General features: G+C 69.7%; 23 protein-coding genes. 14 read left to right on the top strand and 9 right to left on the bottom strand.

All coding sequences use genetic code 11. The annotated features are described in order from the left end of the window. The first annotated feature begins 24 nt into the window (after positions 1-24). The 3 genes from BLU08_RS04405 to BLU08_RS04395 are packed head-to-tail and all read left to right on the top strand — an operon-like array spanning position 25 to position 3,265. Positions 25-567 (top strand): DUF559 domain-containing protein, encoded by a 543-nt coding sequence (locus BLU08_RS04405; RefSeq protein WP_090195801.1) that lies wholly within the window; start codon positions 25-27, stop codon positions 565-567. After that, entirely contained in the window at positions 564-2,768 is a 2,205-nt protein-coding gene (gene ligA / locus BLU08_RS04400) for an NAD-dependent DNA ligase LigA (protein ID WP_090195799.1), read from the top strand. Before BLU08_RS04405 ends, ligA begins: the two co-directional genes overlap by 4 nt. Next, positions 2,768-3,265: a CinA family protein gene (locus tag BLU08_RS04395; RefSeq protein ID WP_090195794.1), complete on the top strand. Its 498-nt coding sequence runs from the start codon at positions 2,768-2,770 to the stop codon at positions 3,263-3,265. Before ligA ends, BLU08_RS04395 begins: the two co-directional genes overlap by 1 nt. Here the strand turns inward: BLU08_RS04395 and BLU08_RS04390 are convergent. Beyond that, complete coding sequence (locus BLU08_RS04390; protein ID WP_090195789.1) at positions 3,262-3,933, bottom strand: SDR family oxidoreductase; 672 nt, start codon at positions 3,931-3,933, stop codon at positions 3,262-3,264. The genes BLU08_RS04395 and BLU08_RS04390 overlap by 4 nt on opposite strands. 169 nt (positions 3,934-4,102) lie before the next feature. Here BLU08_RS04390 and BLU08_RS04385 point away from each other — a divergent pair, with 169 nt between their 5' ends. Both BLU08_RS04385 and BLU08_RS04380 read left to right on the top strand, forming a co-directional pair. Further along, positions 4,103-4,456, top strand: a complete 354-nt coding sequence (locus BLU08_RS04385) for a YciI family protein (protein ID WP_090195786.1) — start codon at positions 4,103-4,105, stop codon at positions 4,454-4,456. Positions 4,457-4,493: 37 nt separating this feature from the next. Next, positions 4,494-5,273: a sigma factor-like helix-turn-helix DNA-binding protein gene (locus tag BLU08_RS04380; protein WP_157674444.1), complete on the top strand. Its 780-nt coding sequence runs from the start codon at positions 4,494-4,496 to the stop codon at positions 5,271-5,273. Here BLU08_RS04380 and BLU08_RS04375 read toward each other — a convergent pair. The 3 genes from BLU08_RS04375 to BLU08_RS04365 are packed head-to-tail and all read right to left on the bottom strand — an operon-like array spanning position 5,270 to position 7,602. Beyond that, complete coding sequence (locus BLU08_RS04375) at positions 5,270-5,962, bottom strand: DUF2459 domain-containing protein (RefSeq protein WP_233996086.1); 693 nt, start codon at positions 5,960-5,962, stop codon at positions 5,270-5,272. The two genes, BLU08_RS04380 and BLU08_RS04375, sit on opposite strands and share 4 nt — an antisense overlap. Further along, on the bottom strand, positions 5,952-6,890 hold the full coding sequence (locus BLU08_RS04370; protein ID WP_090195783.1) for a 50S ribosomal protein L11 methyltransferase: 939 nt from the start codon (positions 6,888-6,890) through the stop codon (positions 5,952-5,954). Before BLU08_RS04370 ends, BLU08_RS04375 begins: the two co-directional genes overlap by 11 nt. After that, on the bottom strand, positions 6,880-7,602 hold the full coding sequence (locus tag BLU08_RS04365; protein ID WP_090195779.1) for an SDR family NAD(P)-dependent oxidoreductase: 723 nt from the start codon (positions 7,600-7,602) through the stop codon (positions 6,880-6,882). Before BLU08_RS04365 ends, BLU08_RS04370 begins: the two co-directional genes overlap by 11 nt. Before the next feature lie 108 nt (positions 7,603-7,710). On the opposite strand from BLU08_RS04365, the gene sdhC reads away from it, so the two are divergent. The 3 genes from sdhC to sdhA are packed head-to-tail and all read left to right on the top strand — an operon-like array spanning position 7,711 to position 10,360. Further along, positions 7,711-8,118 carry a succinate dehydrogenase, cytochrome b556 subunit gene (sdhC, locus tag BLU08_RS04360; RefSeq protein ID WP_090195776.1) on the top strand — a complete coding sequence of 136 codons (408 nt, stop codon included), beginning with the start codon at positions 7,711-7,713 and terminating at the stop codon, positions 8,116-8,118. 2 nt (positions 8,119-8,120) lie between these two features. Further along, entirely contained in the window at positions 8,121-8,507 is a 387-nt protein-coding gene (gene sdhD / locus BLU08_RS04355) for a succinate dehydrogenase, hydrophobic membrane anchor protein (protein WP_090195774.1), read from the top strand. Continuing rightward, positions 8,507-10,360 (top strand): succinate dehydrogenase flavoprotein subunit, encoded by a 1,854-nt coding sequence (gene sdhA, locus BLU08_RS04350; RefSeq protein ID WP_090195771.1) that lies wholly within the window; start codon positions 8,507-8,509, stop codon positions 10,358-10,360. Before sdhD ends, sdhA begins: the two co-directional genes overlap by 1 nt. A gap of 81 nt (positions 10,361-10,441) precedes the next feature. Here the strand turns inward: sdhA and BLU08_RS04345 are convergent, their stop codons facing one another. From BLU08_RS04345 to BLU08_RS04325, 5 genes are all read right to left on the bottom strand, one after another. Next, positions 10,442-10,729 carry a type II toxin-antitoxin system RelE/ParE family toxin gene (locus tag BLU08_RS04345; RefSeq protein ID WP_157674443.1) on the bottom strand — a complete coding sequence of 96 codons (288 nt, stop codon included), beginning with the start codon at positions 10,727-10,729 and terminating at the stop codon, positions 10,442-10,444. Then, on the bottom strand, positions 10,726-10,965 hold the full coding sequence (locus tag BLU08_RS04340; RefSeq protein WP_090195765.1) for a type II toxin-antitoxin system ParD family antitoxin: 240 nt from the start codon (positions 10,963-10,965) through the stop codon (positions 10,726-10,728). Before BLU08_RS04340 ends, BLU08_RS04345 begins: the two co-directional genes overlap by 4 nt. Before the next feature lie 45 nt (positions 10,966-11,010). Further along, entirely contained in the window at positions 11,011-12,573 is a 1,563-nt protein-coding gene (locus BLU08_RS15460) for an esterase-like activity of phytase family protein (RefSeq protein WP_233996085.1), read from the bottom strand. A gap of 71 nt (positions 12,574-12,644) precedes the next feature. Next, positions 12,645-13,235 carry a hypothetical protein gene (locus tag BLU08_RS04330; protein WP_197676891.1) on the bottom strand — a complete coding sequence of 197 codons (591 nt, stop codon included), beginning with the start codon at positions 13,233-13,235 and terminating at the stop codon, positions 12,645-12,647. After that, positions 13,207-14,070: a neutral zinc metallopeptidase gene (locus tag BLU08_RS04325; protein WP_090195758.1), complete on the bottom strand. Its 864-nt coding sequence runs from the start codon at positions 14,068-14,070 to the stop codon at positions 13,207-13,209. Before BLU08_RS04325 ends, BLU08_RS04330 begins: the two co-directional genes overlap by 29 nt. 109 nt (positions 14,071-14,179) lie before the next feature. Between BLU08_RS04325 and BLU08_RS04320 the strand changes: the two genes are divergently transcribed. The 6 genes from BLU08_RS04320 to BLU08_RS04295 all read left to right on the top strand — a co-directional run bounded on the left by BLU08_RS04320 (position 14,180) and on the right by BLU08_RS04295 (position 19,976). Continuing rightward, complete coding sequence (locus tag BLU08_RS04320) at positions 14,180-14,974, top strand: 3-hydroxybutyrate dehydrogenase (RefSeq protein ID WP_090195756.1); 795 nt, start codon at positions 14,180-14,182, stop codon at positions 14,972-14,974. Then, complete coding sequence (locus BLU08_RS04315; protein WP_090195754.1) at positions 14,971-15,750, top strand: hypothetical protein; 780 nt, start codon at positions 14,971-14,973, stop codon at positions 15,748-15,750. The genes BLU08_RS04320 and BLU08_RS04315 overlap by 4 nt, the downstream gene beginning before the upstream one ends. Further along, entirely contained in the window at positions 15,747-16,496 is a 750-nt protein-coding gene (locus tag BLU08_RS04310; RefSeq protein ID WP_090195753.1) for a M20/M25/M40 family metallo-hydrolase, read from the top strand. Before BLU08_RS04315 ends, BLU08_RS04310 begins: the two co-directional genes overlap by 4 nt. A 112-nt stretch (positions 16,497-16,608) precedes the next feature. After that, a complete protein-coding gene (gene guaB, locus BLU08_RS04305) occupies positions 16,609-18,063 on the top strand; it encodes an IMP dehydrogenase (RefSeq protein ID WP_090195749.1) in 1,455 nt (484 codons plus the stop codon). Between the two features lie 150 nt (positions 18,064-18,213). Then, positions 18,214-19,419: an RsmB/NOP family class I SAM-dependent RNA methyltransferase gene (locus BLU08_RS04300; RefSeq protein ID WP_090195746.1), complete on the top strand. Its 1,206-nt coding sequence runs from the start codon at positions 18,214-18,216 to the stop codon at positions 19,417-19,419. Positions 19,420-19,430: 11 nt separating this feature from the next. Continuing rightward, positions 19,431-19,976 (top strand): tetratricopeptide repeat protein, encoded by a 546-nt coding sequence (locus BLU08_RS04295; protein WP_090195741.1) that lies wholly within the window; start codon positions 19,431-19,433, stop codon positions 19,974-19,976. Positions 19,977-19,985: the final 9 nt, after the last annotated feature.

Genomic DNA, 19,985 nt, shown 5'->3' with positions numbered 1-19,985 from the left:
GAAAGGAACCGCCCCCCGACCCGGATGCCTGTCCCGGCGAAGGCCGGGATGGGAAGGAGGGGGGGAAAGGAAGCCCCCTCCTCCTTGGAGGAGGGGGTTGGGGGTGGTGGGGCCGCAGGCGACCCTCTCCGCCAGCGCGCACGAGCGATGCGGAACAATCCGACCGAACCCGAAAAGCGCCTGTGGCACGCGCTCAAGGGCAAGCAGCTGGAGGGCTTCAAGTTCCGGCGCCAGCAGGCGATCGGTGGGCGGATCGTCGATTTCTGGTGTCCAAGGACCGGCATCGCGATCGAGGTCGATGGCGAGACGCATGATCGCGCGCGCGACCTCGCCCGCGACGAGGTCTTGCATGACCGGACCGGGATCGTCGTGCTGCGATTCACCAATGAGGATGTGATGAACAACCTTGCAGGCGTGCTGCTCCGCATTCTTGATGTCGCAAGGGAAAGGAACCACCCCCCGACCCCCATGCCTGTCCCGGCGAAGGCCGGGATGGGAAGGAGGGGGAGGAACGCCGGAGCCCCCTCCTCCCCGGAGGAGGGGGTTGGGGGTGGTGGGACTTCATGAGCGACATCGCCCACCTCACCGAAGCCGAAGCCGCCAACGAACTCATGCGGCTCGCCAGGGCCATCGCGAAGCACGACCGGCTCTACCACGCCGAGGATTCGCCGGAGATTTCCGATCCCGAATACGACGCGCTGGTGCGGCGCAATGCGGAGCTGGAGGCGGCCTTTCCGCACCTGATCCGCGAGGATTCGCCTTCGCGCAAGGTCGGTCACGCGGTCGCCGCCTCGCCGCTCTCCAAGGTCACCCACGAGGTTCGCATGATGAGCCTCGACAACGCCTTTTCAGCGGAAGAGGTCGAGGAATGGGCCGCGCGGGTGCGGCGCTATCTGGCGCTGTCCGGGGACGAGCCGCTCGCCTTCACCGCCGAGGACAAGATCGACGGGCTGTCGTGCAGCCTGCGCTACGAGGACGGCGTGCTGGTGCGCGCCGCGACGCGCGGGGACGGGCAGGTGGGCGAGGACGTGACGGCGAACGTGCAGTTCATCGAGGATATTCCCGGGACCATAGAGCCCCTTCCCTCGAGGGAAGGGGTTGGGGATGGGTGTTCGGCGTCGGATGCGGGCGCGGCAACGTCACCCTCGGCCCCTCCCCCCAGGGAGGAGAGCGTCCCCGCGGTCTTCGAGGTGCGCGGCGAGGTCTACATGGAGCGCGCCGCGTTTGCCGAATTGAACGCCCGGCTGATGGAGGAAGCGCGCGCGGCCGCCGAGGCGAAGGGCGAGGAATTCGACCCCGCCAAGGTCCGCCAGTTCGCCAATCCGCGCAACGCCGCCGCCGGTTCGTTGCGGCAGAAGGATGCGAACGTCACCGCGAGGCGCCCCTTGCGGTTCTGGGCGCATGGCTGGGGCGCGGCCTCCGCCGTGCCGGGCAGGACGCAGGCCGAGGTGATGGAAACCCTGCGCCGGTGGGGTTTCCCGGTCTCGCCGCTCTTCACCCGGGTGGAAAGCGTCGCGGACCTGCTCGAACAATATGACCGCATCGCCGCCGCGCGGGCGGGCCTGCCCCATGAAATCGACGGCGTCGTCTACAAGATCGACCGGCTGGACTATCAGCAGCGGCTCGGCTTCGTCGCCAGGGCGCCGCGCTGGGCATTGGCGCACAAGTTCCCGGCCGAGCGGGCCGAGACCGTGCTGGAGAGCATCGACATCCAGGTCGGACGCACCGGCAAGCTCACCCCCGTGGGCAGGCTGGCGCCGGTGCTGGTCGGCGGGGTGACGGTGACCAACGTGACGCTCCACAACCGCGACGAGATCGCCCGGCTCGGCGTGCGCCCGGGCGACCGGGTGGTGATCCAGCGCGCGGGCGACGTCATCCCGCAGGTGGTCGAGAACCTGACGCGCGAGGAGAGCCGCGAGCCGTTCGTCTTCCCCGACCATTGCCCGCGCTGCGGCAGCGAGGCGGTGGCGGAGGAAGGCGAGGTCGACGTCCGCTGCACCGGCGGCCTCATCTGCCCGGCCCAGCGCACCCAGCGGCTGGAGCATTTCGTTTCGCGCAAGGCGCTCGACATAGATGGTTTCGGGTCCAAGACCATCGCCGATTTCTTCGCGCGCGGCTGGCTCGAAAGCCCGGCCGATATCTTCCGCCTGAAGGAGCGGCGGGCCGATATCCTCGCGCTCGACGGGTGGCAGGACAAGTCGGTGGACAACCTGCTTGCCGCGATCGAGAACCGCCGCGAGCCCGATGCCGCGCGGCTGCTGTTCGGGCTCGGCATCCGCCATGTCGGCGAGGTCACCGCGCGCGACCTGATGCGGAATTTCCACGAGCTTCCCGTCATCCGCGACCTGGCGCAGCGCGCGCGGGCGGGGGACGAGGAGGCTGCGGGCGAACTCACCGCGATCGACGGGATCGGGCCGAGCGTGGTCGAGGCGCTGGGCGATTTCTTCCACGAACCGCACAATGTCGCGGTGTGGGAGGACATCCTCAGCCTCGTGAACCCGCCGCGCTACGAGGTCGAGGTGCTCGATTCGCCCGTGGCGGGCAAGACCGTGGTCTTCACCGGCAAGCTGGAAACGATGAGCCGCGACGAGGCCAAGGCGCAGGCCGAACGATTGGGCGCGAAGGCGGCGGGGTCCGTGAGCGCCAGGACCGACCTGCTGGTGGCGGGGCCGGGGGCAGGATCGAAGCTCAAGAAGGCCGAGGAGCTCGGCATCGAGGTGGTGGACGAGGCGGGCTGGGCCGAAATCGTCGCGAAGGCGGGGGCCTGATGGACCTCCTGCGCGAGCTTCACCCGCAGGCCTGCCGCATCGCCGCGGCCCTGCGCGCGCGGGGCGAGAAGGTCGCGGTCGCGGACGGGGCCACGGGCGGCCTGATCGCCGCGAGCCTGCTCACCGTGCCGGGCGCGCTCGATTTCTTCCTCGGCGGCGGGGTGGTCTATTCCTTGCGGGCGCGTGACGTGCTTTTCGCGCTCCCGCGCGATGCCTACAAGGGGATGCGCGGGGCGAGCGAGGATTATGCCGCGCTGCAGGCGCGGGCGATCAGGGACAATTTCGGGGCCGAATGGGGCCTTGCCGAAAGCGGCTCTGTCGGTGGCTCGAGCCATCCCACGGGTGCTCCTGCGGGGCGGAGCGTTGCGGCGCTCGCCGGGCCGGCGGGCGAGGTCTGCGCGGTGCTGGAAACCGGCAGCGGCGACCGGACCGCCAACATGACAGCCTTTACCCGAAACGCGCTCGACCTGCTCGAACGAACGCTTGCAGCGGCCTAGTCGTTCGGCATGATGTAGATCTCGCGCACCGCTGCGGTCCGGGGCTGCTCGAGCGCATAGACCACCGCGCTTGCGACGTCCTCGGGCTGGATCTTGGTCGGCATGTCGTCGTCGAAGAAGTCGGTGTTGACCATGCCCGGCGCGATCACCGTGCAGCATCCGCCCCATTCGCGCATCTCCTCGGCAAGGTTCTCGCCGAAGCCGTGGACGAACCACTTGGTCGCCGAATAGACCGAGCCCTTCATGGTGTCGCGCCCCGCCTTGGAACCGGTGACGAGGAAATGGCCCTTCGTCTTCCTGAGATGCGGGATCCCCTCGTGCGCGGCGTAGAGCACGGCGAGGATGTTGACGTGGATCATGCGGTGCCATTCGTCCGGGTCGCCGTGTTCGACGCCCGGCGATTTCACCCCGGTCCCGGCATTGGCGAAGACGGCGTCGAGCCCGCCGAAATGGTCCGCCGCCCCGTCCAGCGCGTCCTTGACCGCAGCGCGATCGGTCGCGTCGCAGGGGAGGGCGAGCGCCTTGTCGCCGATTTCCTGCGCCAGTGCTTCAAGCTTGTCCTTCGAGCGGGCGACCAGGGCGACGTTCCAGCCCGCCCGAGCGGCCGCGCGGGCCGTGGCCGCGCCGATGCCGGAGGAAGCTCCGGTGATGAAAAGGGTGCGGGTCATGCGAATGTCTCCCTATCGTTCCTTGTGTTCGACCTTTGTCCTTCAAGCGAGCGGGCGCGGGCGCGGTTCCGGCGGAGAAATTTTCGCGCCGTTGTCGAATTCGGCTTGGCAGGCGCGTCGTCGTGACGGAGCCTCGCCGTTGCGGCCGGGCCGATGACGGAGATGTGCGATGCAATTCATGCTGATGGTCAACGAGGATGAAAGCGCCTATGCCGGCTCCGAGGGCGCGGCGCTGCTGGAGGCGACCCTGGCGGCCCACATGAAGCTGGCCGAGGATCTGGTCGCGGCCGGGGTGCCGTTCTCGGGCGAGCGGCTGAAACCCGCCGCCACCGCGACCACGCTGCGCTTCGATCGGGGCGCTGTCAGCCTGCATGACGGCCCCTTCGCCGAGACCCACGAGGAACTCGGCGGCTTCCACATCATCGACGTCCCCGGCCTCGACGAGGCGCTCGAATGGGCGCGGCGCATCCCGGTGCCCCGGGGCGGGATCGAGGTGCGGCCGGTCTGGCCGATGGAAGGGTGAGGGCCGAGGGGTGAGGGGCGACCTTGCGCCTGCGATCATGGCGGCGCGGCCCCGGGTGGTGGCCGCGCTGGCCGCTGCCCTGCGCGATCTCGATGCGGCGGAGGACGCCTTTGCCGAAGCTGCCGCGTCGGCTCTCGCGCTCGCCGAGCCGCCGCGCGACGTGGCCGCGTGGCTGTTCGTGGCCGCGCGGCGCCGCGCGCTCGATGGCCTGCGCAAGGCCCGCTCCGAGGCGCGGAAGGCGGACGCGCTGGCGGAGATTTCCGGCATGGCCGGGATCCTGACGCTTCCCGAACCGATCCCCGATGAACGGCTGCGACTGCTGTTCATCTGCTGCCACCCCGCGCTGGCGGCAGAGGTGCGCGCGGCGCTGGCCCTGAAGGTGATCTGCGGCTTGCCGGTGCGCCGCATCGCGCAGCTTTTCGTGGTCGGCGAACAGACCATGTTCCTGCGGATCACCCGCGCCAAGGCCAAGGTGCGCGAGGCGGGGATCGCCTTCGATCTGCCCCCGCGCGCCCGCTGGCCCGAGCGGCTGGGCGCGGTGCTGCTGGCGCTCGAACTGGCCTTCACCGCCGCCTATGCCGATGCGGGCGGCGAGCTGTCGGCGGCGCTTGGCGAGGATCTCGCCACGGAGGTCGAGCGGCTGGCGCTGCTGGTCGCCGAACTCCTGCCCGACGAGCCCGAGGCGCTGGGCCGTGCGCTGACGCTGGCGCAGGTCGAGGGGGCAGCGGCCGGCCTCGCCGCGCTCGATGCCGCGCTGGCGCTGGGTCCGCCGCGCGCCGAGCGGCTGTGGCTGGAGCGGCTGCGGTCGGCGCTCTAGCGGATGCGCCGCCTTTCGCCAGGCACCCATTTCATCACGCCGCCCGCGAAAGGCGTCCACCAGCCGGTTTCGATCCCCGCCCCGGCGAGCCGGTCGCTGGTCCACTGGTTGCAGGTGTAGCCCAGATGGTAGAGCCCGCGCGCGGAATAGAAGACATCGTGGCGTTCGTAGCCCGGGAAAACCTGCGGGTCGGAGGTCAGATCGGCGGCGATCGCCCCGGCCAGCGCGCGGTATTGCTGCGCCGAGACGCGCAGCTCGCGGAAATCCTCCGACGGGGCGGGGCGGACATACCATGCGACATGCAGCAGCGCCTCGCCCCCGGCCAGCGCGCCCAGCGCGTTGTCGAGTTCGAGATCGGCCCAGGTCGGCGTTTCGAGGAAGAAGTTGCGCTCGCCCCAGCTCACCGCGACATGGGTGTAGCGCCGCGCCGCGGCGGCGATGTCCCCCGGCTGGAAATGCGCGCGCCAGTCGTGCCCTTCGGCGCGGATCGGCATGACGATCTCGGTGTGGACCCCGTTGTCGGCGACCATGATCGTGACCCCGGTATCCGGTTGCTCCCAATCGCCGTTGCGCGGGATCGACGAGCCGATCCACGCGGCCGCGGCGTAGAGCACGGGCAGGGCGACGAGCGCGAGCGCCGCCCGCAGCAGCCAGCGGCGAAGCGGCGAGGCGCCGCCCCTAGCGGCCACGGCGCTTTCGCAGCCAGAGGATCGCCCAGTCGCCGCGCTGCGCCCTCGCGCCGAGGTGGAAGCCCGCCCGGCGATAGGCGCGGCGCACCGCGGCCTCCTGCTCGCCCGCCAGCAACCCGGCGAGCAGCACGCTCCCGCCCGGGGTCGTGTGGCGCGCGAAATCGGGGGCGAGCGCGATCAGCGGGCCGGCGAGGATATTGGCGATGACGAGATTGTAGGGCGCGCTGACCCGCAGCAGGTCGTGGTCCATCCCCTCGGCGACGACGAAGGCCATCTCGCCGGGACGCGGGCCGAGCGCGATGCCATTCAGCGCGGCGTTCTCCGCGACCACGTCGGCGCAGACCTCGTCCACGTCGCTCGCGACGACATGGGCGCGCGGCCACAGCCGCAGCGCCGCGAAGCCGAGGAGGCCGGTGCCCGTCCCGACGTCGGCGATGCGCCGCGCAAGCAGCCCGCGCGCCTTCATTTCGCCCAGCATTTCAAGACAGCCCGCGGTCGTGCGATGCTGGCCCGTGCCGAAGGCCTGGCTCGCCGGGATCGTGAAGTCGATCGCCCCCGGATCGGCGGGAAATTCCGGCGTGTGGACGTGGAAGCGCCCGGCGCGGATCGGCCGGACGTTCTGCTGGCTGAGCGTCAGCCAGTCCTCGTCAGGCAGGCGCTCGATGGCGATTTCGGGCGCGGGGCCTGCAAACAGCCCGGCGAGCGCGGCCTCCTGTTGCGGCCCCGGCTCGCGCGGATACCACGCCTCGAGCACCCAGTCCTCGGGGCGGTCCTCGGCGAGTTCGCGGCCCGCGATGACGAGTTCGGGATCCCACTCGTCGATCTCGTCCTGGGCGAGCAGCGCCTGCTGCACCGCGCGCTTTCCGGCATGGGCGGTGAGCTTCCAGGTCGCGCCCGCTTCGCGCGTGCCGTCGCTCTCAACGGACAAAGCTTGCTCCGTTGGCGTCGATCACCGCGCCGGTCATGCTGGGCGGGGCGTCGAGCGCGCAGAAGGCGGCGATGCCCGCGATCTCCTCCGGCTCTGCGACGCGGCCCAGCGGGATGTCGGCGAGCAGGCCCGGCCCGCCGCGGCTGGCGAGATAGTCGCCCGCCATGCTGGTGTCGGTGAAGCCCGGCGTGATCGCGAAGCTGAGGACCCCCATGCCCGCATAGGCGCGCGCGATGGTCTTGTGCATGGCGATCATCCCGCCCTTGGCCGCGGCATAGTGCCAGTGCGCGGGGGAATCGCCGCGATAGGCCGCGCGGCTCGCGACATGGACCAGCCGCCCGCGCACGCCGTCCCCGTCCGCCTCGCCGGCGAGCCAGTGCAGCACCGCGAGGCGGGACAGCTGGGCCGCGGCGGTGAGGTTGATCCTGAGCGTGTCCTCCCACGCGTCGAGCCATTCGATGTCGGAGCGTTCGAGCCGCGAGGCTTCGAACAGGCCGGCATTGTTGACCAGTGCGTCGATCCGTCCGCCGCCCGCCTCGAGCGCGGCTTCCCACAGCATCTGCGGGGCGGCGGGATCGCTGAAATCGGCGGCGATCTCGCCCTCTGCGCCGCGCGTCGAATGGCCGATCACGGTCACGCCGCGGACGGCGAGGGCCTCGCGGGTCGCGGCACCGATTCCCCGGCTCGACCCCGTAACAAGAATGACACTCATGCAATCCCCTATCCCGAAATTTGCAACCCCTGTCGAGCGCTCGCCGCTTGCCACTGGGCGCAGCATCGCTAAGTGGGAAGCGGGATACCAAACAATCACGGGACGATCATGAGTCAAAGAGACCACCACAGCGCGCGGCCGCTGTCGCCGCATCTCCAGGTCTGGCGCTGGGGTCCGCACATGCTGGTCTCGATCCTGCACCGCGCGACCGGCGACGGCATGGCGCTGGTCGGGCTGCCGTTGCTCGTGTGGTGGCTCGCCGCGCTGGCGAGCGGGCCGGACGCCTACGCGACCTTTCTCGCCGTGATGGGCAGCGTGCCGGGCTACATCGTGCTGTTCGGGCTTTCCTGGGCGTTCTTCACCCACATGATGAGCGGGCTCAGGCACTTCGTGCTCGACATCGGCGCGGGCTACGATCTCGACGTCAACCGGTTCTGGTCGATCGCCTCTCCGGTCATCGCGATCATGCTGACGCTGGCGCTGTGGTCCTACCTGCTGCTCGCCAAGGGGATCTGACAATGGGCAACGGCACTTCCATCGGCCGCGTGCGCGGTCTCGGCTCGAGCCATGACGGCGCGCATCACTGGCTGCTGCAACGGACCACGGCGATCGGCAACCTCGTCGTGATGACCTTCCTCCTCGTCAGCTTCCTGATGCTGCCCGACTTCTCCCATGCGAGCGTTTCGGGCTGGCTCTCGCAGCCGGTCGCCGCGGTGCCCATGGCGCTGCTCGCGGTGAGCCTGTTCTGGCACGCCCGGCTCGGCCTGCAGGTCGTGATCGAGGATTACATGGTCGACGCCGGGACCAAGTTCGCGCTGATCACGGCGGTCAATCTCGCGGCGATCGCCGGCGCGGCCTACGCGATCTTCAGCGTCGCAACCCTCGCATTCGGAGCACAAGCTTGATGGCAAGCGCACCCGCCAATGACGCCGGACCCTCGCTCAAGGGGTCCTACAAGATCATCGACCACACCTATGACGTCGTCGTCGTGGGCGCGGGCGGCAGCGGCCTGCGCGCGACGATGGGCGCCGCCGAAGCGGGCCTGCGGACCGCGAACATCTCCAAGGTCTTCCCGACCCGTTCGCACACCGTCGCCGCGCAGGGCGGGATCGCGGCGAGCCTTGGCAACAACACGCCCGACCACTGGACCTGGCACATGTACGACACGGTCAAGGGGTCGGACTGGTTGGGCGACCAGGACGCGATCGAATACCTCGCGCGCGAAGCCCCGCAGGCGGTCTATGAACTCGAACACGCGGGCGTGCCCTTCAGCCGCAACGAGGACGGGACGATCTACCAGCGGCCCTTCGGCGGGCACATGCAGAACATGGGCGAAGGCCCGCCGGTGCAGCGCACCTGCGCCGCTGCCGACCGCACGGGGCACGCGATGCTCCACGCGCTCTACCAGCAGAGCCTGAAATACGACGCCGACTTCTTCATCGAATATTTCGCGCTCGACCTCATCATGTCCGAACGCGACGGGGAAAAGGCCTGCATCGGCGTCATGGCGATGTGCCTCGATGACGGGACGATCCACCGTTTCCGCGCGCAGAGCGTGGTGCTGGCGACCGGCGGCTATGGCCGGTGCTACTTCACCGCGACCAGCGCGCACACCTGCACCGGCGACGGCGGCGGCATGGTTCTGCGCGCGGGCCTCCCGCTGCAGGACATGGAATTCGTGCAGTTCCACCCGACCGGCATCTACGGCGCGGGCGTGCTCATCACCGAAGGCGCGCGCGGCGAGGGCGGCTATCTCACCAATTCCGAGGGCGAACGCTTCATGGAGCGTTACGCGCCCAGCGCGAAGGACCTCGCCAGCCGCGACGTCGTGTCGCGTTCGATGGCGCTGGAAATGCGCGAGGGCCGCGGCGTCGGGCCGGAGGGCGATCACATCTACCTCCACCTCGACCACATCGATCCCAAGGTGCTGGCCGAACGCCTGCCGGGCATCACCGAAAGCGGCAAGATCTTCGCCGGCGTCGACCTGACCCGCGAACCGCTGCCCGTCACGCCAACCGTGCATTACAACATGGGCGGCATCCCGTGTAACTATCATGGCCAGGTCGTCACCCTCGGCCCGGACGGGAACCCGGACCATGTCGTGCCCGGCCTCTATGCCGTGGGCGAGGCAGCCTGCGTTTCGGTCCACGGGGCCAACCGCCTCGGTTCGAATTCGCTGATCGACCTCGTCGTGTTCGGCCGCGCCACGGGCATCCATCTCAGGGAAAACCTGAAAGCCGGCGCGAGCCAGCCCGAACTGCCGGGCGACAGCGCCGATTTCGCGCTGACCCGGCTCGACCACTTCCGCTATGCCGAAGGCGGATCGCCCACCGCCGCGATCCGCGCCGACATGCAGAAGGCGATGCAGCAGCACGCCGCCGTGTTCCGCGACCAGAAGCTGATGGACGAAGGCGTCAAGAAGCTCGCCGAACAGAACAAGCGGATGGAGGACATCCATGTCTCCGACAAGTCGCTGATCTGGAACTCGGACCTGATCGAGACGCTCGAACTCGACAACCTCATGGCGCAGGCGAACGTGACCATGGCGTCCGCCGCCAACCGCAAGGAAAGCCGCGGCGCCCACGCGCACGAGGACTATCCGGAACGCAACGACAAGGAATGGATGAAGCACACCATCGCCTGGTTCGACGGCTGGGGCGGGCGCGGCTCGAACATCCGCATCGATTACCGCCCGGTCCACGAATACACGCTGACCGAGGACGCGACCTATATCGAGCCCAAGGCGCGGGTGTATTGATGTACGGTAAGTGGACTTGTTTCTGTCAATGCGAGCAGATGAAGAACCGGATCGAACCCGGTTGGTGAGTGCGAGCCTCGGTCATGCCCATCGCTCGAGATCGCTCGCCACGCGGACCACGCGGATGATCTCGACCCGATCTTCCTGGACCACATAGAATACCGCATTCCGCCCGCTGTTCATGCGCCTCAGGCCGGGGCGGGGTCCGAATTCGGGATAGCGCAGCGGAAACTCGCGCAACTCCTTGATCTGATCCCGTAATCTGCCAACGTATCGTTTGGCCTGATCCTCGCCCCACGCGCGACGCGTCTCGGCGGCAATTTGGCGCAGGTCTGCCGACGCCGCGCGACGGAATATGATGGCGATCACGCCGGGCCGAATTCGTCGTCGAACCAGCGATCAATATCGAAAGTCTCGTCGACCGGGCTGGCCAATCCCTTGTCGATCGCTTCGAGCAGCCTGTCCTTGAATTTCGAGCGTTCCTCGTGAAGCCGCAAGGCCTCGCGCACGACCTCGCTGGTCGAGTTGAATTCGCCGGATTCGACCTTTCGACCAATGTAATCGAGGAAGTGATCGCTCAGGACGATCGAGGTATTCTTGCCCATGCAAGGAAGATTACCAGAACCTGGTAACACCGACAAGCGGCGCGCCTATTCCTCCTCCACCCGCCGCACGTCGATGATCCGCACCGGCTCGGCCAGCATCTGGCCCTTCATCACCCCTTCGCCCCTGTCGGGATCGCCGGGGCGGGCATGGATCGCGGCGACCACGTCCATGCCATCGGTGACGTATCCGAACACGGCATAGCCATTGCGCCATGTCGGATTGTCGCTGTCGGGCCGCGCGTCGAGCCCGGTCTGGTCCTGCAGCATGATCGAGAAATCGCCGTTCGCCGTCCCCGGCACGCCCATCGCCATCGACAGCGCGCCATTGGTGTGGGACAGGCCGGTTTCGCTGGTCGGCTCGTGTTCGATACCCGGCAGGACGCGCTGCGGGTCCTGCTGCGTCCCGCCCTGGATCAGGCCGTTGGGCATTGGTTCGCGGTCGAGCTTCATCGCGCGGTAGAACACCGTGCCGTCGAAACGGTCCTCCTCGGCATAGCGCAGGAAATTCGCCGCCGTGATCGGCGCGCGCTCGGTTTCGAGCGCAACGGTGATGTCGCCGAGTTCGGTCTCGATCACGACGGCGGTGGTTTCGTAGTTTTCGGGCGGGGCGACGTCGGCAGGCGGTGGCGGGGGCTCGTCGGAGGGAATCTCGAACTTCGCCAGCAGGGTGCGCTGGCAGCCGGGCGCGTCGTTATCGGCGCAGTTGCGGAAATTGTCGTCGCTGACGAGGTAGAGATAGGTCCGGCCCGCCGCTTCGCGCAGGGCCAGCCCTTCGAAATTGTCGAGCTTCATCGGCGGGCGCATGACCGCGAGGGTCCTTGGCGCGGTGTCCTCGGCGATTTCGACGATGGCGGCGCGGTTGCCTTCCTCCCGGCGATAGCTGCGGAAGAGGACATAGCACGTGCCGTCCGCCCTGCAGGCGGCATCGGTGGGCACTCCGCCCGCTTCGGCGATGCCTTCGGGGGCGGGGAGGTGGAACGCGCTGGCGCTCCCGCCCGTCACCCGCAGGCAATTGGGCCGTTCCGCGTCCACCCATTCTCCGCAGGCGAGGAAGCCGTCCGCGAACCCGGCGAGCGTTTCGATCCCGCTGTTCGCGCTCGCCCCGGCGATGAGCGGGGCGGCGCGGTCCTCGCTCGCGGAGGGGGCGGCGCGATAGTCGTCGTAGCGCCAGACGCGGTGCTCGCGTTCGAAACCGACGAGCCATTCGCCCGAAGGCAGGCGCGCGATCGCCTCGGCATCGGCGCGCCGCTTGTCGGTGAGTTCGTCCCCCTCCGCGTCGAGCAGCGGGCCGATCTCCATCGCCGCGACATCGACGAGGCTGCGATTGATGGCGTCGGGCGTGATCGTCAGCCAGCGCCCGTCATCGCTCACCGCGTGGAGCTTGCCCCCGTGCCATTCGAGCCCCGAAATGCCGCCGATCCGGGCCTCGTCGGGTTCGATCTCGACCGCGCCGCGAAAGACAAGCTCGCCGACCTCCTCCCCGTCCGCGATGCCGAGGTCGGCCGGATTGGTGAGCGGGAAGAATTCCTCCGCGGCGAGCGGCACGGCGGCCAGGATCGCGGCAAGCAGCGCCGCGAGGGCGGGGCGAAGGCGGGGCAGGTGCGTCATCATCCGGGCGATGATATCCGCGCTTCGTCGGGGCGCAAGCGGCCTTCGACACCCCCGGCGCCCCTGATCCTTCAGCCGTCCCCGGGCGGTTCCAGATTGTCCGCCATTTCCTCCGCCGCGCGTTCCTCGGGCAGGGTCATGGCCCGCGGGGAGGCCGGGTATTCGCAGCCGCGCCCTTCGCCGAGCCCTTTCAGGAAGCCGCGCCGCACCATCCCGGCGTTGATCGCGTAGAGCAGGTCGCGCTCCACCCCGGCCGCACCCGTCACCTCTCGCACGAGGCCGCGGAAGGGGATCAGCGCACCGACGAGACCTTTGGCGATCCGGCCCGGTTGCAGTTCCTCTTCCGGCCGTCCGACATAGTCGTAGTCCGACCCCAGCACCCGGTCGATCCGCGCGACCTCGGCCACGATCGCGTTGCAATCGGTGAGGGCGTCGTCGGCATAGGGATCCGCCGCCGCCTCGACCAGCACGGACGGGATGTCGTCGGGATCGATGTTGAGATCGTCGAGCGGGGTTCGCGCGATTTCCTCGACACCCGGTTCGGGCTTCAGCACCTGCGCGCCCGCCGGGGCGGGGACGATGGCCGCCAGCGCCGCCGCCAGCGCTCCCGCCACCGTCGCGAGGACGGGGATTCTATTCGAAAAACCGGTCGCAAGCCGCATGGTCGCCTGTCTCCATTCCCAGCCGCAGCGCCGCCTGGCGCTGGGCGCTGGTGCCGTGGGTGAAATCTTCCGGGTCGATCCGCCGTCCGGCCCGCCGCATCAGCGTGTCGTCCCCGATCGAGCCTGCCGCGGCCATGCCTTCCTCCATGTCGCCCGGCTCGATCCGCGCGGCGTTGAGCCCGGCCCACACCCCCGCATAGCAATCGGCCTGCAATTCCATCGCGACCTGCAGGCCGTTGGCCCGCGAGGGATCCCGCGCCCTGGCCTGCCGCACCGCGCCCGCGATCCCGGTCAGGTTCTGGATATGATGGCCGTATTCGTGCGCGATCACATACAAACGCGCGAAATCGCCCCCCGTGCCCGACATTGTCGCAAGCTGGTCGTAAAAGCTCGTGTCGATGTAGATCCCCATGTCCGCCGGGCAGTAGAACGGCCCCACCGCCGAGGAAGCGCTGCCGCAGCCCTCGGTCGTGACCTGCCCGCCGCGGTAGAGGTCGAGCACGGGCTGCTCGAACCGCGCGCCTGCGCGCGCGAAGACCGGTTCCCACGTCGCGTTGAGGCTGGCGAGGGCGTCGCAGGCCTCGCGCGCATAGGGGCCCATGCGGCAGACCTCGTCCTCGCTCATCGCGCCTGCTTCGCCGCCGCGCTGCTGCGGGAGCGCCCGCTGCGCGCCTTCCATCAGGCCGATCGCCTGGCGCGGGTCGATATCGAGCACGAAGGCCGCGACGAGCGCCACGATGATGCCGACGATCCCGAGACCGCCCGCCTTGCGGGCCCGGCCCGCCCCGCTCGAGCGGACCTTTATCTCCGACGTGTCGTAGCGGTCGAGCCGCATGGCGTCCTTCCCTCCCCGAAAGCGCCGATCCCGCAAATCGCTGGACAGGCGGCGCGCGCACGGCAAAAGCACCCAGGCGATGACGAAGCGAGTGCAGGAGAAGGACGCAATGCACAAGAGCGATGCGGCTGCTGCTGCGGCTGGCGGGGCCACGCTGGCGGGGCGGCGCGCGCTGGTGACGGGCTCGACCTCGGGCATCGGCCTTGCGATCGCGCGCGCGCTCCGGGCGGAAGGGGCGGCGATCGTGCTCAACGGGCTGGGCGACGAGGACGAGATCGCCGCGCTGTGCGAGGAACTGGGCGCGGATTTCAACGGCGCGAACCTGATGCAGGCGGATGCCATCGCCGCGATGATGGACGAGATCGGCGGGATCGACATTCTCGTCAACAATGCCGGGATGCAGCACGTCGCCCCGGTCGAGGAATTTCCCCCGGAGAAGTGGGACGCGATCATTGCCTTGAACCTCACCGCGGCGTTCCACACCACCCGGCTCGCCGTGCCCGGCATGAAGGCGAAGGGATGGGGGCGGATCATCAACACGGCGAGCGCGCATTCGCTCGCCGCCTCGCCGTTCAAGAGCGCCTATGTCGCGGCCAAGCACGGCATCGCCGGTTTCACCAAGACCATCGCGCTCGAACTCGCCGAACACGGCGTCACCGCGAACTGCATCTCGCCCGGCTATGTCTGGACCCCGCTGGTCGAGAACCAGATCCCCGACACCATGGCGGCGCGCGGGATGACGCGCGAGGAGGTCATCAACAATGTCCTGCTCGCGGGGCAGCCGACCAGGAAATTCGTCCGGCCCGAGGATGTCGGCGCGATGGCGGTCTTCCTGTGTTCGGCGGCGGCGGACAACATCACCGGCGCAAACCTCTCGATGGACGGGGGCTGGACGGCGAAGTGAGGCTGCCCGGCCGCCTCCTGCGGCTCGCCGCGCCGCTGCTCGGGTTCGCCGCGCTCGCGGCCTGCGCCACTGCGCCCGCGCCGCCGCCGGCCGATCCCGGGATCGCGGAGATCCGCGCCAATCTCGCGCGCGACATCGCGATCCTCGCGAGCGACGAATTCGGCGGGCGCAAGCCGGGCACGCCGGGCGAGGAGCGGACGACCGCCTTCATCATCGAACGGCTCGAGGCGGCGGGGCTGGTCTCGGGCACGAACGACCCGGGCAGCGCGTGGCGCGCGCCGGTCGAGCTCGTCGCCACCACCCCGCAGGCGAGCGGGCTGTCCTTCGAGGTCGGCAGCCGCGGCTTCCTCATCCCGGACGAGGAGGGCGTCGCCTTCACCTCCCGCCGCCGCGTGCTGGTGCAGGCCGGGTCCGATCTCGGGAGCGAGCTGGTCTTCGTCGGCCGCAAGGGGGAGAGCATCCCGGCCGAAACCGCCGCCGGGCAGATCCTCGTCATGCTGGGAGAACCGGGCGCAAGCCCCGAGCGGCGCGCGGCGCTCTTCGCCAGGAACCCGGTGGCGATCGTCACCGTGGTCGAAGACGAAGCCGCGATCGCCGCGACCCGCGCGGCCTTCGCGCGCGAGAGCATCCTGCTGGCGAGCGAGGAACAGGTCCGCCTTGCCGCCTTCGTCACGCGGGGCGCGATGGCGCGCGTGCTGGGCGATGAGGCGTGGCAGGCCCTCGAAGCGAGCGCCGCGGCAGAGGATTTCGCGCCCGTCACCATCCCGCCCGCATGACGATCGAGGCGACCTCGCGGCGGCGCGAATTCACCAGTTCCAACGTGATCGGGCTGCTCCCCGGCGCACGGCCCGAGGCGGGCGCGGTGCTGCTGATGGGCCATTGGGATCATCTGGGCGAATGCGGCGAGGGGCCGGACCCGCTCTGCAACGGCGCGGTCGACAACGCGAGCGGCATCGCCTCGCTGCTCGAACTCGCGCGGCGGCTGGCCGCCTCCGGCCCGCACGACCGCGATATCTACGTGCTCGCCACCAGCGCGGAGGAACAGGGCCTGCTCGGCGCCAAGGCTTTTGCCGAAAGCCCGCCGATCCCGCTGTCGAGCATCGTCGCCGCGTTCAATTTCGACACGGTCGCGGTCGCACCCGCGGGGACGCCGCTCGGCTTCGTCGGGCAGGGCCGCACCCCGCTGGACCGCCTGGTGCTCGACCTCCTGGCCGAGCGCGGCCGGACCGTGGGCGATCCCGATTTCGCCGAAAGCTTCCTCAGGCGGCAGGACGGCTGGGCGCTGCTCGAAAAGGGCGTGCCCGCGGTGCTCCTGTCGAGCGCCTTCGCCTCGCGCGAGGTGCTCGGCCCCTATCTCTCGAGCGATTACCATCGCCCCTCGGACGAGCCGGGGGGGATCGAACTGGGCGGGGCGATCGAGGACCTGCTGCTGCACGAGGAGCTCGTGCGCCGCCTCGCCGATGCGGATACCCATGTGCCTGTCGGGACGGATGGCTCCGAATGGGCGGGCAGGCGTCGATAGGAACCCAAAGCGCCCTAGCGTTCGCGCCGATGCGCGATTACATGGGCCGTCACGATTCTCCCGGCCGGCGGGGCAGGACCCGTCGGCCAACAGCTTCAGGAAAGTGACGCTCATGGACATCCCGCTCGGCCTTACCTTCGACGACGTGCTGCTGCGTCCGGCCGAAAGCGAGGTGCTGCCCTCCATGGCCGACACGAAGACGCGCCTGACGCGCGAAATCGCGCTCAACATCCCGATCCTGTCGAGCGCCATGGACACGGTGACCGAGGCGGACATGGCGATCGCCATGGCGCAGCTGGGCGGGATCGGCGTGCTGCACCGCAATCTCGACATCGACGAACAATGCGCGGCGGTGCGCGCGGTCAAGCGCTTCGAGAGCGGGATGGTGGTGAACCCGATCACGATCGGCCCCGACGCCGCGCTGGGCGAGGCGCAGGCGCTGATGCAGCAGCACCGCATCAGCGGCATTCCGGTGACCGATGCGGGCGGCAAGCTGGTCGGCATCCTGACCAACCGCGACGTGCGCTTTGCCGAGAACCCGGCCCAGCCGGTGCGCGAGCTGATGACGACCGACAATCTCGCCACCGTCGCGCTCGGCACCAGCCAGGAGGAAGCGCGCCGCCTGCTTCACCAGCGCCGGATCGAGAAGCTGCTGGTGGTCGACGACGACTACAAGTGCATCGGCCTCATCACGGTCAAGGACATCGAGAAGGCCGTGACCTATCCCGACGCGACCAAGGACGCCGCCGGGCGCCTGCGCGTCGCGGCCGCCACCACGGTCGGGGATTCGGGCTTCGCGCGGACCGAGGCGCTGATCGAGGCCGAAGTCGACGTGATCGTGATCGACACCGCCCACGGCCACAACCGCGAGGTCGCGCGCGCGGTCGAACGGGCCAAGGCGCTCTCGAACGCGGTGCAGGTGATCGCGGGCAATGTCGCCACGCCCGAAGCGACCCGGGCGCTGATCGATGCGGGCGCCGACGCGGTCAAGGTCGGGATCGGGCCGGGCTCGATCTGCACCACCCGCGTCGTCGCCGGGGTCGGCGTGCCGCAATTGACCGCCGTGATGGAAAGCGCCGCCGAGGCGAAGAAGTCCGGCGTGCCGGTGATCGCGGATGGCGGCCTTCGCACCAGCGGCGACATCGCCAAGGCGCTGGCCGCGGGTGCGAGCACGGTGATGATCGGATCTATGCTGGCCGGCACGACCGAAAGCCCGGGCGAGGTGTTCCTGTACCAGGGCCGCTCCTACAAGGCCTATCGCGGCATGGGTTCGGTCAGCGCGATGGCGCGCGGCAGCGCGGACCGCTATTTCCAGCAGGACGTTTCTGCGATGAAGCTCGTGCCCGAGGGGATCGAGGGGCAGGTTCCCTTCAAGGGTCCGGCGGCCGACGTGATCCACCAGCTCGTTGGCGGGATCAAGGCGGCGATGGGCTATACCGGCTCGGCGACGATCGCGGACCTGCAGGAGCGCGCGCAATTCGTGCGGATCACCAATGCCGGCCTTTCGGAAAGCCACGTCCACGATGTCGCCATCACGCGCGAGGCGCCGAACTATCCGACGCGCTAGGCCTTTTCCTCCCCTCCCTTTCATCCCGGCCTGCGCCGGGACAGGCATAGGGGACCGAGGGGTGGTTTCGCTGCCGCAGGCATCGCGGCGCGTTCGCGCCGCTGCCACCACCCCCGGCCCCCCTCCTCCGGGGGAGGAGGGTGCTTTCGCATGACCCCCGCCGCGCGCGTGCAGGCCGCGATCGAGGTGCTCGACGCCGTGATCGACGCGGCGAAAGCCGAGGGCGCGCCCGCCGACCGCATCCTTGCCGACTATTTCCGCGCGCGCCGCTATGCCGGGTCGAAGGACCGCCGGGCGGTGCGCGAACTCGTCTACGGGGCGATCCGCGCGCTCGGCCCGGTGCCCGGCAATGGCCGCGATGCCATGCTCGCCTATGGCCGGGCGGACCCGGCCCACCATCACCTGCTCGATCTGTTCGACGGGTCGCCCCACGGCCCCGCCCCGATCGAAGCACCCCTGACCGACAATGGCGCGATCGAGGCCCGGCCCGGCCTCGCGCCCGACTGGCTGGTGGCGGCGCTCGCGCGGTCGGGCGTCGCGGGCGAGGCGGCCGCGGCGCTGATGGGCCGCGCGCCGCTCGACCTGCGGGTCAACACGCTCAGGACCGACCGCGCCTCGCTCGACCTTCCCGAACCGGGCGAACCCCTCGCCGCGCCGCAGGGCCTGCGCTTTGCCTCCGGCACGCGGGCCGAGGAATGGGAAGCCTACGCGCAGGGTCTCGTCGAGGTGCAGGATCACGGCAGCCAGCTCGCCTGCCTCGCCGCCGCCGCGCGCCCGGGGGAAATGGTGGTGGACCTGTGCGCGGGGGCGGGCGGCAAGTCGCTCGCGCTCGCCGCCGCGATGGAGAACGCGGGGCGCCTGATCGCCTGCGACACCGACAAGCGGCGGCTCGGCAACCTCGCCCCGCGGGCGGCACGCGCCGGGGCGGGGCTGATCGAGCCGCGCCTGCTCGATCCCGGCCGCGAGCGCGAGGCGCTGGGCGATGTCGCGGGGAAGGCGGACCTCGTCCTCGTCGATGCGCCCTGTTCGGGGACGGGCACGTGGCGGCGCAAGCCCGAGGCCAAATGGCGGCTCACCCCGCGCGCGCTCCGGGGCTATGCGGCGCTGCAGGACCGCCTGCTCGACATCGCCGCCGCGCTGGTGAAGCCGGGCGGGCGGATCGTGTTCGTCACCTGCTCGCTGCTCGACGAGGAGGGGGCGCAGCGCGCTTGCGCGTTTCTTTCCCGCCACGAGGGTTTCGCCGCGCGCCCCGTTAACCTTCCGCTCGGCACGGCGCGGGGCGAGGGCTGGCGGCTCGAACCGCTGCGCGACGGCACGGACGGGTTTTTTATCGCCATTCTCGCGCGTCCGTGTTAGCCATATGCCTTATGGCTGAGCCTGCTGCCTCCCGGCTTGCTGAGATCAAGGAGCTGTTCATGCGTTTCGCGCCCGCTGCCGCCGCCCTTTCGCTCTTCCTCGCCACCACGGCAAGCGTGACGAGCGCGCAGGAACGCGAACCGGACGTGCGGGCCGAAGCGCTGATCAAACAGGGCGAGGCCTCGCTCGCGGCGGGCGACACGCAGGGCGCGATCGACGCCTTCGAGGCGGCGCTGGCGGTCGATCCCGGCCATACCCCGATCTTCGTCAGCCTGGCCGAGGCCGCGCGCGAAAACGGGCTGCAGGGCAAGGCGATCCGCTATTACCGCGAGGCGCTGGCCCGCGATCCCGACAATTTCGCCGCCATTGCGGGCGAAGGCGCGGCGCTGGTCGAAAAGGGCGCGATCGAAAAGGCGAAACGCAACCTTGCCCGGCTGCAATCGATGTGCGGCGATTCCTGCCCCGAAACCGTGGCGCTGCGCTCGACCATCGCGACCGGGGCGACCGCCCGGCGGCTCGCTGTCGACACGGCAGAGGGCAAGACCGCCTCGCACTGACGCGGCGGC

This window comes from Erythrobacter sp. HL-111, assembly GCF_900105095.1.
GTDB lineage: Bacteria > Pseudomonadota > Alphaproteobacteria > Sphingomonadales > Sphingomonadaceae > Erythrobacter.
This window is presented reverse-complemented; position numbering and strand designations above follow the sequence as displayed.

Bases quoted from the DNA above. Each gene is read 5' to 3' on its own strand.
- ligA (WP_090195799.1), top strand. From the start codon at position 564: ATGAGCGACATCGCCCACCTCACCGAAGCCGAAGCCGCCAACGAACTC.
- BLU08_RS04310 (WP_090195753.1), top strand. From the start codon at position 15,747: ATGACGATCGAGGCGACCTCGCGGCGGCGCGAATTCACCAGTTCCAAC.
- BLU08_RS15460 (WP_233996085.1), bottom strand. From the start codon at position 12,573: ATGACGCACCTGCCCCGCCTTCGCCCCGCCCTCGCGGCGCTGCTTGCC.
- BLU08_RS04390 (WP_090195789.1), bottom strand. From the start codon at position 3,933: ATGACCCGCACCCTTTTCATCACCGGAGCTTCCTCCGGCATCGGCGCG.
- BLU08_RS04395 (WP_090195794.1), top strand. From the start codon at position 2,768: ATGGACCTCCTGCGCGAGCTTCACCCGCAGGCCTGCCGCATCGCCGCG.
- BLU08_RS04295 (WP_090195741.1), top strand. From the start codon at position 19,431: ATGGCTGAGCCTGCTGCCTCCCGGCTTGCTGAGATCAAGGAGCTGTTC.
- BLU08_RS04340 (WP_090195765.1), bottom strand. From the start codon at position 10,965: ATGGGCAAGAATACCTCGATCGTCCTGAGCGATCACTTCCTCGATTAC.
- sdhC (WP_090195776.1), top strand. From the start codon at position 7,711: ATGAGTCAAAGAGACCACCACAGCGCGCGGCCGCTGTCGCCGCATCTC.
- BLU08_RS04330 (WP_197676891.1), bottom strand. From the start codon at position 13,235: ATGCGGCTTGCGACCGGTTTTTCGAATAGAATCCCCGTCCTCGCGACG.
- BLU08_RS04380 (WP_157674444.1), top strand. From the start codon at position 4,494: ATGGCGGCGCGGCCCCGGGTGGTGGCCGCGCTGGCCGCTGCCCTGCGC.
- BLU08_RS04385 (WP_090195786.1), top strand. From the start codon at position 4,103: ATGCAATTCATGCTGATGGTCAACGAGGATGAAAGCGCCTATGCCGGC.
- BLU08_RS04300 (WP_090195746.1), top strand. From the start codon at position 18,214: ATGACCCCCGCCGCGCGCGTGCAGGCCGCGATCGAGGTGCTCGACGCC.
- guaB (WP_090195749.1), top strand. From the start codon at position 16,609: ATGGACATCCCGCTCGGCCTTACCTTCGACGACGTGCTGCTGCGTCCG.
- BLU08_RS04320 (WP_090195756.1), top strand. From the start codon at position 14,180: ATGCACAAGAGCGATGCGGCTGCTGCTGCGGCTGGCGGGGCCACGCTG.
- sdhA (WP_090195771.1), top strand. From the start codon at position 8,507: ATGGCAAGCGCACCCGCCAATGACGCCGGACCCTCGCTCAAGGGGTCC.
- BLU08_RS04365 (WP_090195779.1), bottom strand. From the start codon at position 7,602: ATGAGTGTCATTCTTGTTACGGGGTCGAGCCGGGGAATCGGTGCCGCG.
- BLU08_RS04405 (WP_090195801.1), top strand. From the start codon at position 25: ATGCCTGTCCCGGCGAAGGCCGGGATGGGAAGGAGGGGGGGAAAGGAA.
- sdhD (WP_090195774.1), top strand. From the start codon at position 8,121: ATGGGCAACGGCACTTCCATCGGCCGCGTGCGCGGTCTCGGCTCGAGC.
- BLU08_RS04325 (WP_090195758.1), bottom strand. From the start codon at position 14,070: ATGCGGCTCGACCGCTACGACACGTCGGAGATAAAGGTCCGCTCGAGC.